This is a genomic window from Pseudophaeobacter sp. A-200-2 (genome assembly GCF_041008815.1).
In the GTDB taxonomy this organism is placed as follows: Bacteria; Pseudomonadota; Alphaproteobacteria; order Rhodobacterales; family Rhodobacteraceae; genus Phycobacter; species Phycobacter gallaeciensis_A.
Genome location: NZ_JAXGFU010000021.1, coordinates 1 through 14,743, shown reverse-complemented (window position 1 = coordinate 14,743; position 14,743 = coordinate 1). Strand labels below are relative to the sequence as shown.

The following is a 14,743-nucleotide window of genomic DNA, read 5'->3' as shown; positions in this document are numbered from 1 at the left end:
CGTGATGTCGGCCTCTTTCACCAACCAGGTTCTGGCGCAGATCGAGCTTTGGACCCGCGGTGAGGAGTACAACAACGAGGTCTACATCCTGCCCAAGCATCTGGATGAGAAGGTCGCGCGGCTGCATCTGGAGCGTATCGGCGTCAAGCTGACCACGCTCAGCGCAGAACAGGCCGCCTATATCGGCGTCACCCCCGAAGGCCCCTTCAAGCCGGAACATTACCGCTACTGACCGGCTTCAGTCACAGAACAGCACACCACAAAGCCCCCGCAAATCATGCGGGGGCTTTTTTGTTACAAGGCAGAGACCGGATCGGTGCCGGTTCCCTGCCCCCGGACAGCAAAGGCCTGGCTTTGAGGCAGGATTGCAAAAATTCCCGTTGCCCTGTCGCGTTCTGCCCTTAAGCTGATCCTGGCCATTATGTGACCGGAAGGATCCGGAGCCGGGTCCGCCCCAGAAGGGAGAAAAGACTTTGGGAAAACGTGACGACCTGATTGCACAATATGCAGATGATCTGAAAAACAAATGCGGCATGGATCCGGATATGGACCTGCTGACCAAGGTGACCATCGGCTGCGGCCCCGCGATCTACGATGCGGATGCCTCCACCGTTGCCTCCAGCCAGGAGAGCGAGCTGGAAACCGTCAAACAGAACTTCCTGATCAAGAAACTGGGTCTTGCTGACGGGCCTGAACTGATGGAGGCGATCAACAAGGTCGTCGAGATCTATGGCAAATCTGAGCGCAACAAATACCGGGCGGTTTTCTACTACATGCTGACCAAGCATTTCGGCAAGGAAGCGGTTTACGGCTAACCCCGCCAAAGCCAGTTAACACCTTTAAAATACACAGTTTGCAAACGCCCCCACCCGGGGCGTTTCGCATTTTAACGGTATTGTCGAAGCTAATGAATTGCGGAATCCAACTTCTCTGGGCTATCTATAGTTCAACCCGCCAGGAAGGCAGGAACCGAATTTCTCATACGCGTGTGGTGGCTACGGAGCACGCGGGGTGAAGGGAAGGTCCTGCATTCGCTGGGCCTTCCCTTTTTCGTTTTCAGAACAAGTATTTGGGACAAAGGTCCATGGATGTGGTCATTTGACCCAGCCAAGGCTCAGTTTGGATCGGTTCCGCCCAGATCGCAGATGATGCGCCACTCTTCCTCGCTCACAGGCTGCACCGACAGGCGTGAGCTTTTCACCAGCACCATCTCTTCCAGCCGGGGATCGGATTTGATCTGCTCCAGGGATACCGGCGTGGTGAAGCCGCGCACCGTCTTGATATCCACGCACTCCCAGCGCGGATCATCCGTGGTGCTGTCGGGGTGCGCCTCGGCGCAGACCTCGACAATGCCAACCACGGATTTTTCTTTCTGTGAGTGATAGAAGAATCCGCGGTCGCCCAGTTTCATCTGGCGCATGAAATTACGCGCCTGATAGTTTCGCACGCCGTCCCATTCCTCACCCGCGTCGCCCTTGGCCTGCTGGTCCTGCCAGCCCCAGGTCGAAGGTTCGGATTTGAACAGCCAGTAAGCCATCAGCCGACGACCTTTTTCCAGGTGATCAGCTCGACCGCCTCAAACAGGCCCGCCTTGTTGTAGGGATCATTCGCCGCCCAGGCCTCGCCCGCGGCCATATCCTCGACATCCAGAATGATCAGCGATCCGACCATTTCGCCGTTCTGATCCAGCAACGGCCCTGCCTGCGCCACGGCGCCAGTCTCTTCGATATAGGCCAGATGCGCGGTGCGATTCGCCATCCGGGTTTCCAAATGCCCGGGTTTATCGCGTGCAATCAATGCTATAAGCATTTTATTCCTCTTTTAATGGTCGTGACAGCAGTTGAGCGGTTGCGTCATGAATCGTCAAGCGGCCATCCAGCAAAGCGACCACGGTTTGTGTGATCGGCATGTCCAGCCGCATGTCCTCGGCCTTGGCGGCGGTGGCCCGGGCGGTGGCGGCGCCTTCGACGGTGATGGAGGGATCGAAACTATCTCCCCGGCCAATGGCAAATCCCAGCCGGTAGTTGCGCGACAGGTCCGAACTGCAGGTAAGCGTTAGATCGCCAAAGCCCGACAATCCGGCCAGCGTTTCGGCGCGGGCACCGCAGGCCAGGGCCATGCGCTGCATCTCGGCATAACCGCGGGTCATCAGCGCCGCGCGGGCGCTTTCGCCAAGGCCTGCACCGATCACCGCACCGCAGGCGATGGCGATCACGTTCTTCAAGGCACCGCCCAACTCGGCGCCCACCGTATCCGTGGTGCGATAAAGCCGCAGGTTGGCCGTGGTCAGCTGCTCCTGCAGGGACAACCCAAGCGCAGGGTCTTCGCAGGCCAGCGTCAGTGCCGTGGGCAGGCCGCGCGCGATATCGGCGGCAAAGCTGGGGCCGGTCAGCAGGGCGGCTTGTGCCTGTGGCAGGCAATCCCGGATCACCGAAACCGGTCCCATCCCGGTGCTGAGTTCGATCCCCTTGCAGCAGGCCACCAGGGCCTTGCCTGCCAGCGCATCGCCTTCGGCCATCAGCAGCCCGCGCAATTGCTGCATCGGAACGGACAGCAGGATGGTGTCACTTTCCGCCGCTTCGGCCAAATCCGAGGTGACGGTCAGCTCTGACGGCAGGTCCACGCCGGGCAGGCGGTTCTCATTGCGGCGGCTGGTCTGCATCTGCTCGGCATGGGGCTGGCTGCGTGCCCAAAGTGTGACGGGCCCATTGCCCGCCAGAGAAATCGCCAGCGCCGTGCCAAAGGCGCCCGCGCCCAGGACCGAAACACTCATGCCTTGGCCCCCTTTTTACCCGAGCCAAGCAGCGCGGGGCTGCTCTGATCCAGCGGCCAGCGCGGCCGGGCTGTCAGGTCCAGCCCGTCGCGCGCACCAGATCGGAACCGCTCTAGCCCGGCATAGGCGATCATCGCAGCGTTATCGGTGCACAGGCGCAGGGGCGGCGCGGTGAAGGTGGCGCCTGCCTCGGCGCAAACATCCTGTAGTGCGGCGCGAATGGCGGTATTGGCGGCGACCCCGCCGGCCACGGCAACGGTCGGGGATGCCGGGTTTTCATCCAGATAAAGGCGCAAGGCGCGGCGGGTCTTCTCGGCGAGGGTATCGACCACGGCGGCCTGAAACCCGGCGCAAAGGTCGGCGCGGTCCTGCCGGGTCAGCCCGCCTTTTTCCGCGACAATCTGATCGCGCATCCGCATCAGCGCGGTTTTCAGACCCGAGAAGGACAGGTTACAATCAGGCCGGTCCAGCAGCGGGCGCGGAAAGCGGAACCGTTTGGGGGCGCCATTTTCCGCCTCGGCCTGCACCGAGGGGCCGCCGGGCTGCGGCAGGCCCAACAGGCGCGCGGTCTTGTCAAAGGCTTCGCCCGGAGCATCGTCGATGGTGCCGCCCAGACGGGTGAAATCCTCTGGTCCGCGCACGATCAGATACTGACAATGCCCGCCGGACACCAAGAGCATCAGATAGGGAAAGGCAATGCCATCGGTCAGCCGCGGCGTCAGCGCATGGCCCGCCAGGTGGTTCACACCGATCAGCGGCAGGCCGGTGGCGGCGGCAATCCCCTTGGCGCACATCACGCCGGACATCACCCCACCAATCAGCCCCGGCCCGGCGGTGACGGCCACCGCGTCTAGGTCTTTCAGGGTGACACCGGCCTCTTTCAAGGCTTCAATCACGCAGATATCCAGCTTTTCCGCATGCGCCCGCGCCGCGATTTCCGGCACCACCCCGCCATAGGCGCTGTGCAGCTCGGTCTGGCCAAAAACCACCGACGACAGGACCTCGGCCGGGGTATCTCCGGTCTGGCGCACCACAGCCGCTGCTGTATCGTCGCAGCTGCTTTCCAGCCCAAGGATCGTCAGGGTTTGTGTCATCGTGCTACCATTGCATCAGGTTGGCGCCGGGGCTACCACCTATGACAGGTGCAAACAATCCCGGGAGCGCGATGTGACGGATCCGAAGACCGGCCCTGCCGTGGGTTTGCTGATGACGCGGCCGCTGCCCTCGGCCCGCCGGTTCGTGGAGGACCTGCCTGCTGAGACATGCGCAGGGCTTACCGTGATCTATGCGCCGCTGATGCGGGTTCAGCCATTATCTGGCGCTTTGGGCGCAACGGATACGCAGGGCGTCGGGGGGCTGATCTTCACCTCTGCCAATGCGGTTGCCACGGCGACCGGACAGGTTTCCACGGATCTGCCTGCCTATTGTGTCGGGCAGCGCACCACGGCGGAGGCTATCGGCGCGGGCTGGTCCGCGCAATGTTTGGGCCAGACCGCCGATGAACTGGTATCCCGCCTTGTGGATATGCGCCCACCCGCGCCCTTGTTGCATCTGCACGGGCGTCATACGCGGGGTGATGTGGCGCAGCGGCTGACGGCTGCGGGGCTGTCCTGCCGCGAGAAGGTGATCTATGATCAGGAGCTGCTGCCACTGAATGAAGACGCGCTGCGGGCAATAACGTCGCAACAGTCGCTGATCGTGCCGGTTTTTTCGCCACGAACTGCGCGGCATTTCGCCCAGATTTGTCCCGATGCGTCGAATTTGCATCTGATTGCGCTGAGCGAAGCCGTTGCGAAACCACTGAAAGTCTTGAATTGCAGGGACTTGCAGGTATGTAACACGCCCGATGCAGGTGCGATGAGTACACTGGTCCGTGATGCCGCAGATGCTTTGGCGCGGGTTGAGGGTCCCGCGCACGGGAAGTAATGTCGCGCTTGGGGTTGAGCGCCAGCACCGCAGAATTCAAGCATGAATCGCAGCGGTGAGAATTGAGGGAGATGCCGACGTGGCTGACAAGAAAACTTCGGATGATGTGACCGGGTCGGACGCCAATGATGTGACTGCATCAGAGGTGACTGAGGTCGAAACCCCGGAACCGGTTGACTCGCAAGAAGAAAGCCCGGCGGACACTTCCGAAGCCGAAGCCGAAGCATCGAGCGAGACGGACGCAGACGCAGACGCAGACGCAGACGCAGACGCAGACGCAGACGCAGACGCAGACGCAGACGCAGACGCAGACGCAGACGCAGACGCAGACGCAGACGCAGACGCAGACGCAGAAACCCCTGAACCGGCGCCCGCGGAACCGCAACAGGTGATCGAACGCGTTGTCGAAAAACGCGGTGGCTTTGGCTCAGCCGTCCTTGGTGGGGCTGTCGCTGCTGTCATCGGATTTGCCCTGGGGCAAGGCGGCGTTTTGAACAGCATCCTGCCGCCCAGCCTGCGCCCGGCCAGTGTCGATGTCACCGCGATCGAAGCAGAGCAGGCCGCTTTGCGGTCGGATCTGTCGGCGCTGAAAACGCAGGTCGAGGGGATCTCCATTCCCGATCTCGCGCCGCTTTCGCAGCGTATCGACGCTGTTGAAGGCACCGTTGGTGATCTCTCCGCACCGCAAAGTGACGCGCTTGAGACCGAGATTGCCGCGCTTGTGGAGCGTTTGACTGCGCTAGAGCAACGCCCGGTGGCCGATGCCGGATCGCCCGAGGCCATTGCCGCAGTGGATGCCCAGCTTGCCAAATTGCAGGACAGCCTGGCCGCGCAACGCGCCGAGGTTGAACAGATGCTCGCCGAGGCCCGCCAGATGGATCAGGCCAGCGCCGAGGCCGCCCGTATCGCCAGTGCCCAGACCGTGCTGGCCCGTCTGCGCTCCAGCCTCGACAGCGGTGCCAGCTACGCGGGGCTTGTCGACGAATTGACCACCCTTGATGTTACCGTGCCAGAGGCGCTGACCTCTCCTGCCGACAGCGGTGTGGCAACGCTCACCGGCTTGGCCGATAGCTTCACCCCGGCCGCCCGCAGCGCCCTTGCCGCTGCGCGGGAAGAGACCAAGGGCACCGGCGGCGTGATGGATTATCTCAAACGTCACCTCGGGGCGCGCTCGGTTGCGCCGCGCGAAGGCGACGATCCGGATGCGGTCCTGTCCCGTGTCGGGGCGTTGGTGGATCAGGGCAAGATTGCCGATGCGCTGGCCGAACTGGACGCACTGCCTGAAACCGCCCGGACCGCCCTGGCGGACTGGGAATCGGCTGCCCGCAGCCGGGTCGCTACGGTTGCCGCAGCGGATGAACTGGCCCAAAGCCTGAACGCGAAATAAGGACCCTGCCATGCTCTGGTCATTGCTGAAAATCCTCGTCTTTGTTGCAATCGTCGCGCTGCTGGCTCTGGGTGCGGGGATCCTGATGGAAACCGCCGGGGGCGTGCAGATCACCGTTGCAGGCACTGAATATACCCTTGGCGCGCTGCAATCCGTGATGGCGCTGGTGGCGCTGGTCCTGATCGTCTGGCTGTTCTTCAAACTGCTGTCGCTGCTGGTTGCCACGCTGAAATTCCTGAATGGCGATGAAACCGCCCTGTCGCGCTATTTCGACAAGGGACGTGAAGCGAAGGGCTATCAGGCGCTGTCTGACGGGCTGATGGCGCTGGCCTCGGGCGAGGGGCGTCTGGCGCTGGCCAAGGCATCGCGCGCCGAGCGCTATCTGGAAAAACCTGAACTCACCGATCTTCTGACCGCCCAGGCGGCCGAAATGGCTGGCGATACCAAAAAGGCCGCTGCCGCCTATAAACGGCTTCTGGGCAATCAGAACACCCGGTTTGTCGGCATTCGCGGCATCATGAAGCAGAAGCTGTCCGACGGTGATACCGACACCGCCCGGCAACTGGCCGAAAAGGCATTGGCTCTACGCCCGAAACACGAAGAGGTACAGGATACGCTGCTGCAACTGCAGGCCCGCGCCGAGGATTGGGCGGGGGCGCGCAAGACGCTTGCGACCAAGCTGAAGACCGGCACTCTGCCCCGCGATGTGTTCAAACGGCGCGACGCGGTGCTGGCGCTTTCGGCCTCCCAAGGGGTGATCGAGGAAGGCGCAACCGTGGAGCAGCGCGAACAGGCCATCGAGGCCAACCGCCTGTCGCCCGATCTCGTGCCTGCCGCCGCTATGGCCGCGCGAGCCTATATCGCCAAGGGCAAGACCCGCAATGCTGTCCGGGTTCTGAAAAAAGCCTGGGAGGCACAGCCGCACCCCGACCTGGCGCATGCCTTTGCCGAAATCGAACCGACCGAAACCGCTGCCGAGCGGGTCAAGCGCTTTGGCCAGCTGGCGCGCCTGAAACCGCATGACGACGAAACCCGTCTGGTGATGGCCGAGCTGAACATCGTTGCCGAAGATTACCCCGAAGCCCGCCGGGCCCTGGGCGATCTGGCCGAACGGGCGCCGGATGCACGCGCCCTCACTTTGATGGCCGCGATTGAGCGGGGCGAAGGTGCCCCGGATGCGGTGGTTCAGGGCTGGCTGACCCGCGCGCTGACCGCGCCGCGGGGTCCACAATGGGTCTGCGAGAACTGCAACCACATTCACGCGGAATGGGCGCCGGTCTGCGAACATTGCACCAGCTTTGACACGCTCAGCTGGAAGCGCCCCGAAACCGCTGAATTCGCCAGCGCAACGGGCGCCCATATGCTGCCGCTGATCACCGGCGCGGCGAAGCCTGCCGTAGCCCCGGAGGCCGGGGATATCCCCGAAGCGGAATTGATCGATGCGGATGCGCCTGACAATTCCGACGATGTCAGCACAGCGGATGACCGGGCCGAGGACGATCAGAACGCTGAGCCGGAAAACGGCGACACGGAGCGCGATGAAGACGTGGCCGAAAAAGACGCCAAGTAACCGCCCGACTGTGCGGCCCGGCGCTGCACAGTCGGCTCTGACCCATGATCTGCCGTCTCTCGTGTTCAGCGGGGTGAGACGGCAGAGACCTTTCGCCTGAAAGAGCCCCAAGAGGCTCTGAACATGCAAAACATTGCCTTAGATGGAGAGGTGGTGCCCCAAGACGGACTTGAACCGCCGACCTACTATTTACGAAACAGTTGCTCTACCGACTGAGCTATTGGGGCTACGCGGCTGATCATTTAGCTCCTCACTGCCCACCGCGCAAGGTAAAATCTCAAAGCAGAACAGGCACCAGAGGGCAGGGACGGCTGTGACGGCAGGGTGGCATAGTTGGGTCCCGACGCTCGTCAGCGTTTCAAAGAACTAAGGCGGCGCGGAACCCGAAGGCACCGCGCCTGAAAATTTTTCGGTTCTAAAATAGTGTTCGGCTGCCACCACTCACGGTTTAACAAAAGCGGCCGGACGAAAGTTATACTACCGTACAATAATAACGTGTCAACATGATACCATTTGCTGTTTTAGGCTGTTCGTGTATTACACTCTTGTGACACACACTTGGCATTAAAAATTAATACAGGACGCTATGTCTGACATTTCCAAACTGACAGAGTTGCGAAAACTGATGCTCGATATGGAAAGCTCGATGGGGCTTCAGGAGCTGTCTACGGTTGAACGTGATGTGTACTACGCCGCGAGCGACTTTCCGGACACCTCCGACGGCGTGCGCACCAACACCATCCGGGCGCATGCCATCGTGGCCAGCATGTCGCGTCCGACATTTTTCCGGGCCTTGAAGTCGCTGGTCGGCAAAGGATATCTGGAGCAAAGCGGCAGCGCGAGCCGGGGGCGATATCTGGTGAAGGCACCCAAATAGGAACAGGGGGCGTCACACAGATGAAGGCGGGGACGGGATTTGAAAGCTCTGGCGACAGAAACAACAGTGGTTACACTGTGCTACCTGCTGGCTTGCCTGGTCGCCTTCGAACTGCTGATGCCGATCCAATTGAGAGTCTTTCCCGGCGTTGAAAGCGATTCCAGCCTTCTTTTCCTTCCGCATGGGGTGAAGGTGCTTGCCGCCTGGCTGCTTGGGTGGCGGGCAACCATTGCCCTGTTTCCCGGCGTCTTTCTGGTTTTTCTGTACTTCTCAGGGGCCAGTGTTCTTGAACCGCCCCGGATCGCTGCAATGGCGATTGCGGTTCTTGTTCCGTCGGCCGTCTTTCACCTGATCAAACTGGCCGGATGGGATCTGTCGCCTTATTCCGGCCGCAGGCCACGCTGGGCCAGCATCATGTTTGCCGGATTTCTGGTTTCCGTGGTGTCTTCGGTGCTCAGCAATCTGGCCTTCCAAAGCCCGCCCCAGGATTACTTCGTTTACCTGATCGGTGACTTCTTTGGATTGTTCTTCTTGTCACTGATCCTGATGTTCCTGTTCCGCGCCCTGCGCAAACACCAGATGCGTTGAGCCTATAAATCAGGGCAAAGACTGCGCTTTGCCCTGATGTCATCTCAGATCAGCTTTAGGCCGACGGGGTTTTGCGGAACCGCCTTTTCCCGCCTTGGCCAGGGCCGCACGGGCCTTGTTCTTCTTGCTGTTCGGCTTGCCCTTTGGCGGCGGCGGTCCCTTGGGGCCGCGGGTCGCGAAATGCGGTTTGCCGCCGTCCTTTTTGCGCAGGCTCTTGCTGGCATCGCCCGCGCCGGGCTTGCCTGCTGGTTTACTGGCAGGCTTGCTGCGCGGGGTCACCACAGCGTTCGGCTCGCGCGGGGCGGCGGCCTCGTGCTTCTTGTGACGGGGACGCTCGTCCCGGTCCGATTTGTTTGCGCGGGGTTTGCGCGGACCATCGGATTTGTCGAAGCCTGGCTTGTCATAGGACCGTTCACCGCGCCGGTCATCCGGGCGTGAGTCCCGACCACGATGCGGACGTTTTCCGCCCGGCTTCGGTCCGTCGAACTTTCTGGGGCCACCGGGGCGGCCGGCGGGACGTCCGGCGGGGATGTTCGGCGGGCTGTCCAGTTGCGTCAGCTTGGTGCCATCGTCCAGCACCATCTCGGTGCCAAGCGCCGCCAGAAATCCGGCTGCGCTGCTTTCGCGAATCTCGGCAAAGGTCTCGTCCTGCTGGATGCGGATGGCACCGATATCGGATTTGGTGATGTTGCCCGCCCGGCACAGCATCGGCAGCAACCGACGCGGATCGGCGCCTTCGTTGCGCCCTGCGGCAATCGAGAACCAAACGCTGGGACCAAAGGGTTCGCGCGGCTCAGGCTTGGCGTTTGCTTCGGACAGCTCTTCAGGGGCAGAGCGCGCGCTGCGCCACAGTCGCAGATAGGCTGCGGCCAGTTGTTCTGCCGAGAAGGCTTCGCTCAGCTGCGTCACCATGGGCTGTTCGCTGTCACTGACGGCTTCGTGCCAGGCGGGATCTGCCAGCATACGTTCGCCATCGCGTTCCGACACGGCCTCGGCCGAGGGTGCGTTGCCCCATTCGGCCTGCAGCTTGGCCATTTTCAGCAGGCGCTCGGCCTTTTTGCGCGCCTTTGGCGGCACGATCAGTGCGCTGACGCCCTTGCGACCGGCGCGACCGGTCCGGCCAGAACGGTGCAGCAGGGTTTCGTGGCTGGAGGGCAATTCGGCGTGCACCACCAGATCAAGGTTCGGCAGGTCGATCCCGCGCGCCGCCACATCGGTTGCGACGCAGACGCGGGCACGCCCGTCGCGCATGGCCTGCAGGGCATGGCTGCGTTCGGACTGTGACAGCTCACCCGACAGGGCCACGACCGAAAAGCCACGGTTCGACAGGCGTGTCACCAAACGGTTCACCATGGCGCGGGTGTTGCAGAACACGATGGCGTTGGGGGCCTCGTAGAACCGCAGCACGTTGATGATGGCGTTTTCATCGTCGCGCGGCGCCACTGCCATGGCATGGTATTCGATATCGCTGTGCTGCGATTTCTCGGCGACGGTGGTGATCCGCATGGCATCGCGCTGATAGCTTTTTGCAAGCTGGGCAATTGCCGGGGGAACCGTGGCGGAGAACAGCAGCGTCTGGCGTTCTTCCGGGGCCTCACCCAGAATGAACTCCAGATCCTCACGGAAACCGAGATCGAGCATTTCATCGGCTTCGTCCAGCACCACTGCGCGCAGCTCGGACAGGTCGATGGACCCGCGCATGATATGGTCGCGCAGACGGCCCGGGGTGGCGACAACGATATGAGCGCCCCGGTCCAGCGCCCGGCGCTCATCCCGCATGTCCATGCCGCCCACGCAGGAGGCGACGGTTGCACCGGCCTCACCATAGAGCCAGCTGAGTTCGCGTTTCACCTGCAGGGCCAGTTCGCGGGTCGGTGCAATCACCAGCGCCAGCGGCAAAGCTGCCGAGCCAAAACGGTCTTCATCGCCCAGAATGGCCCCGGCGATGGCGAGGCCAAATCCGACGGTCTTTCCCGAACCGGTCTGCGCCGAAACCAACAGGTCCGCGCTGCCCAGGGCCGGATCGGTCACGGCCTCCTGAACGGGAGTAAGTTTGTCATATCCACGGCGCTCCAGCGCCATAGCGAGTGTCTGTTTCAAAGGAAGGTCTGCTTTTTTCTATAGGAGCGGAGGCGGCTCGGGAGGTGGCGCAAAATGCTGCGCCGGTGCCGACAATTGGCCGCGTATAGGGCATTCAGACCCGAATGTATAGCTATCTTGTCATCTGGCCGGTATGCGGCCAGCGCGGGGCAGCGATAAGCCGAGCTTGGCGTCAACCGCGCTACGCCGATCACCCGCCGTGCCCACATTCGGTTGCGGCTGACGGCAGGAGGCAGATTGTTGACGTTTTTCAGGACGGTGACAGGGACACCGGCTGTTTCAGGCTCACGCCAACCTTGGCCAACTGGGCGCCAAGCTCGTTGATGATTTCGTCCTGTTTGCTGCAATCCGCGATAATCTTGTAAAAGTTTTCGACGTCGTCTTCGTTCAGCACGGGCCGGGAATCGCACAAAGCGGTCGCGCCGTCTTGTTCTGGTGTCTCGGACCCGGTTACCATCAGGTGGCTGCGGGAAATGCCAAAGCACCGGTGCAGAACTTCGATACGAACCAGGCTTTCCAACGAAATCCGGTTTACCCTGATGCAGTCGGGCGCTTCATCCAGGCAAGTTTCAGCGCAGGCTGCCAATTTCTTCCATGAGATCAGCCGGTCGATTTCGGACAGAATTCTTTCTTGCCGCGTTGCCTTTTTCTTCCGTCCGAGCAGGTTCTGTATCATTGCAGACCGTCCTTCCGCTTGAATAAAAACCGGTTAAAAAACCGTTCGATTTCGATATAAACCAATCTTATTTTGAGCGGGTTTGAGTCAATCTAGGGGACCATGGGCAATCGTTCAGCCAGCACTCCCCTTTTGGCGGCGACATGTACTGAACGGATACAAAGGGCCAGAAAGGGAGCAGCACCTATCCTTTTGTGCATTTGACAGCCCTTTTCTCGAGGTATCCCCAATCAGATTGGCCTGTGGTCCGGGACCGGGGTCCAGCCCGGAGAAAAGGCCCCGGATACCGCCTGCTCTGTCGCCTATGCGATAGCCTTCACTGCCACCGGAACCCCGTTAAAGGCCGCATTGCCGCTGATGGGATCAATCCGGGTGTCATCCGTCAGATCATTGATCGAGACGGTCTGAACCCGGGTTGCCGTGGTCAGTTTCCCCTGTCGCTGTCCCCAGCCCTGCGGGATAGACACCACCCCCGGTGCAATCTCATCCGTCACCTCGGCCGGCATGGTGACCTGCCCGACACGGCTGTGCACCGCAACGTCCATCCCGTCCTCGATGCTCAGCCGGTTCGCATCGGCGGGGTGCATCTGCACCGTGCAGCGGTTGCGCCCCTTCACCAGACGCTGGCTGTTCTGTGTCCAGCTGTTGTGGCTGCGTACCTGCCGACGCCCGATCATCAGCAGCGGGTAATCATCGCTGACCGGCGGCTCAAAGGCCAGCAGTCGCGGCAAGTCAGCAAGGAACACCTCTGGCGCCAGATCCAGCTTGCCATCCGGTGTTTCCAGTCGATCGGCAAGGCTTTCAACGAGCGGACCCAGATCAATCGCTCCGGTCTCAGCACCCAGCATCGCGTCTGTCGTCACCCGGTCGCCGTGGTATCCGCGCGGCAAAAGCGCTGTCAGCGTCTCAACCGGCGAAGGGCCGATGCTGTTCCTGCCACTCAACCTCGCGGCCAGCCGGGCGATGACCTCCCACTCCTGCGGGTTGTCATTGGGCGGCGTAAACACCGGTTCGGCAAAGGCAGCGGTATTGCGCACGGCAAAACTGTGGAACACCATATCATAAACGTACTCTTCAAGCGCCACGGTGGCGGGCAGGATCAGATCGGCATGGCGGGTGGTGTCATTGATGTGCAGATCAATCGACATCATGAAATCCAGCTGCTCCATCGCCGCCCCAATGCGCAGCCCGTTGGGCGCAGTCAGCACAGGATTGCCTGCCACGGTGACCATGGCTCGGATCTGCCCCTCGCCCGGTGTTTCCATCTCCTCGGCCAGGACCGAGACAGGGAATTCACCGTTATACAGCGGCTGTCCGGACACCCGCGAGCGTTTCTCGGGATAGCTGCGTACGCGCCCCTTGCGGCTGGTCATACCCACGTAATCCAGCGCTGGGGTGGTGAACATGGCGCCGCCCGGGCTGTCAAAATTGCCGGTGATGATATTGAGCGCATTGCTGGCCCATTGGCACAGGGCACCAAAGCTTTGTGTCGAGGCCCCCATGCGCGCATAGCTTACCGCCGAACCGGCGCGGGCAAAATCATGGGCTAGAGAGCGGATAGTATCTGCGTCGATACCGGTCATTTTTGCCGCAAGGTCTGGAGTGAACGGCTGCACCGCCTGTTTCAGCGCATCGCGACCCCGCACCACCGGATCCAGCGCACCGGGGCTGTCCAGACCAGTCGCAAAAACCTCATGGATCAGGGCAAGCAGGAAAAAGGCATCGGTCTCAGGGCGGATGAACAGATGTGTGCTGGCCTTTTCGGCGGTTTCGGTGCGTCTGGGGTCCACCACAACGCTGCGCCCACCGCGCGCGTGCAGCTCCTCCATCCGCTTGCCAAATCCCGGCGCGGTCATCATCGACCCATTCGAAACCAGGGGATTGCCGCCGATGATCAGGATGAAGTCGGTGCGGTCCACATCCGGCACCGGGATCAGCATCGGATGGCCCAGCATGTGGATCGAGGCAACGTGATGCGGGATTTGATCCGCCGTGGCCGAGGAATAGCGGTTCTGCGTCCCCAGCGCCTTGACCAGTCGCGGCAGGGTCAGGAGGTTGCCGAACTTATGCGCGTTGGGGTTGCCCAGATAGGTCCCCACGGCGTCCTTCCCGTGGGCCTCCTGCACCTCTTCGATCCGGGTTGCGGCATATTCCAGCGCCTCCTCCCAGGACACCGGTACGAACTGACCGTCCACCTTTTTCAACGGCGTGGTCACCCGGTCCGGGTCGGTGCGGAAATCCTGCAGGGCAATCGCCTTGGGACAGATATGGCCCCGCGACAGGGGATCATCCGGGTTGGGTTTGATCGACACGACCTCGGTGTCGGTATGCGTGACGATCAACCCGCACATGGCTTCGCAGATATTGCAGGTCCGGAATTGTGTCTTTTGGTCGCTCATGGCTGCCTCCCCTGTTCCTCCCGGTCCAGCGGCGTGCAAAGCCACAGGGACCAGGATCAGCCTAGACCAGCCGTCGTCACCTTGTCAGAGCCTTATCCCGCGTCTTTCCGGTTTCGACCAAACGTCATCTCGCAGTTTCTGCGCCCTATCGAAGCCAAAACAAAAAAGCCCCGCATGATTTGCGGGGGCTTTGTGGTGTTCTGCTGTGAGGCCGGTCAGTAGCGGTAGTGTTCCGGCTTGAAGGGACCTTCGGGGGTGACGCCGATATAGGCGGCCTGCTCGGGGCTGAGCGTGGTCAGCTTGACGCCGATGCGCTCCAGATGCAGGCGGGCGACCTTCTCGTCCAGATGCTTGGGCAGGATGTAAACCTCGTTTTTATACTCCTCACCGCGGGTCCACAGCTCGATCTGCGCCAGAACCTGGTTGGTGAAAGAGGCCGACATCACA

15 protein-coding genes and 1 tRNA gene are annotated in these 14,743 nt (G+C 61.6%); 7 read left to right on the top strand and 9 right to left on the bottom strand.

What is annotated here, in order from left to right:
* Positions 1-232, top strand: a 232-nt coding sequence (locus tag SM766_RS20730) for an adenosylhomocysteinase (protein WP_368948951.1), incomplete at its 5' end; no start/stop codon positions are given.
* 241 nt (positions 233-473) lie between these two features.
* The gene (locus SM766_RS20725; protein WP_065272032.1) at positions 474-815 is read left to right on the top strand and encodes a DUF2853 family protein; all 342 of its coding nucleotides are present in this window, start codon (positions 474-476) and stop codon (positions 813-815) included.
* A gap of 299 nt (positions 816-1,114) precedes the next feature.
* Here SM766_RS20725 and SM766_RS20720 read toward each other — a convergent pair whose 3' ends face one another.
* From SM766_RS20720 to tsaD, 4 genes are read right to left on the bottom strand one after another with little or no spacing between them, the layout of a single operon-like run.
* Complete coding sequence (locus SM766_RS20720) at positions 1,115-1,537, bottom strand: EVE domain-containing protein (RefSeq protein ID WP_368948950.1); 423 nt, start codon at positions 1,535-1,537, stop codon at positions 1,115-1,117.
* Complete coding sequence (locus tag SM766_RS20715) at positions 1,537-1,809, bottom strand: YciI family protein (protein WP_065272034.1); 273 nt, start codon at positions 1,807-1,809, stop codon at positions 1,537-1,539. The genes SM766_RS20720 and SM766_RS20715 overlap by 1 nt, the downstream gene beginning before the upstream one ends.
* A 1-nt stretch (position 1,810) precedes the next feature.
* A complete protein-coding gene (locus tag SM766_RS20710; RefSeq protein ID WP_368948949.1) occupies positions 1,811-2,773 on the bottom strand; it encodes an NAD(P)H-dependent glycerol-3-phosphate dehydrogenase in 963 nt (320 codons plus the stop codon).
* A complete protein-coding gene (gene tsaD / locus SM766_RS20705) occupies positions 2,770-3,867 on the bottom strand; it encodes a tRNA (adenosine(37)-N6)-threonylcarbamoyltransferase complex transferase subunit TsaD (RefSeq protein ID WP_368948948.1) in 1,098 nt (365 codons plus the stop codon). Before tsaD ends, SM766_RS20710 begins: the two co-directional genes overlap by 4 nt.
* Before the next feature lie 73 nt (positions 3,868-3,940).
* Between tsaD and SM766_RS20700 the strand changes: the two genes are divergently transcribed.
* The 3 genes from SM766_RS20700 (at position 3,941) to SM766_RS20690 (ending at position 7,656) form a co-directional block, all read left to right on the top strand.
* Positions 3,941-4,699 carry a uroporphyrinogen-III synthase gene (locus tag SM766_RS20700; protein WP_368948947.1) on the top strand — a complete coding sequence of 253 codons (759 nt, stop codon included), beginning with the start codon at positions 3,941-3,943 and terminating at the stop codon, positions 4,697-4,699.
* 79 nt (positions 4,700-4,778) lie between these two features.
* Complete coding sequence (locus SM766_RS20695) at positions 4,779-6,086, top strand: COG4223 family protein (protein WP_368948946.1); 1,308 nt, start codon at positions 4,779-4,781, stop codon at positions 6,084-6,086.
* A 10-nt stretch (positions 6,087-6,096) separates the two neighbouring features.
* The gene (locus tag SM766_RS20690; protein ID WP_368948945.1) at positions 6,097-7,656 is read left to right on the top strand and encodes a heme biosynthesis protein HemY; all 1,560 of its coding nucleotides are present in this window, start codon (positions 6,097-6,099) and stop codon (positions 7,654-7,656) included.
* A gap of 151 nt (positions 7,657-7,807) precedes the next feature.
* Here SM766_RS20690 and SM766_RS20685 read toward each other — a convergent pair.
* Positions 7,808-7,883 (bottom strand) — tRNA-Thr (locus SM766_RS20685).
* Positions 7,884-8,242: 359 nt separating this feature from the next.
* On the opposite strand from SM766_RS20685, the gene SM766_RS20680 reads away from it, so the two are divergent.
* Both SM766_RS20680 and SM766_RS20675 read left to right on the top strand, forming a co-directional pair.
* Positions 8,243-8,533 carry a hypothetical protein gene (locus tag SM766_RS20680; protein WP_065272040.1) on the top strand — a complete coding sequence of 97 codons (291 nt, stop codon included), beginning with the start codon at positions 8,243-8,245 and terminating at the stop codon, positions 8,531-8,533.
* A gap of 66 nt (positions 8,534-8,599) precedes the next feature.
* A complete protein-coding gene (locus SM766_RS20675) occupies positions 8,600-9,121 on the top strand; it encodes a hypothetical protein (RefSeq protein ID WP_237028359.1) in 522 nt (173 codons plus the stop codon).
* 39 nt (positions 9,122-9,160) lie between these two features.
* Here the strand turns inward: SM766_RS20675 and SM766_RS20670 are convergent, their stop codons facing one another.
* The 4 genes from SM766_RS20670 to SM766_RS20655 form a co-directional block, all read right to left on the bottom strand.
* Positions 9,161-11,221 carry a DEAD/DEAH box helicase gene (locus SM766_RS20670; RefSeq protein ID WP_368948944.1) on the bottom strand — a complete coding sequence of 687 codons (2,061 nt, stop codon included), beginning with the start codon at positions 11,219-11,221 and terminating at the stop codon, positions 9,161-9,163.
* 250 nt (positions 11,222-11,471) lie between these two features.
* Positions 11,472-11,897, bottom strand: coding sequence for a hypothetical protein (locus SM766_RS20665; RefSeq protein WP_368948943.1), 426 nt, complete (start codon positions 11,895-11,897; stop codon positions 11,472-11,474).
* A 302-nt stretch (positions 11,898-12,199) separates the two neighbouring features.
* Positions 12,200-14,296, bottom strand: a complete 2,097-nt coding sequence (locus SM766_RS20660; RefSeq protein WP_368948942.1) for a molybdopterin-dependent oxidoreductase — start codon at positions 14,294-14,296, stop codon at positions 12,200-12,202.
* A gap of 215 nt (positions 14,297-14,511) precedes the next feature.
* On the bottom strand, positions 14,512-14,743 hold a 232-nt coding region (locus SM766_RS20655; RefSeq protein WP_368948941.1), incomplete at its 5' end, for an adenosylhomocysteinase.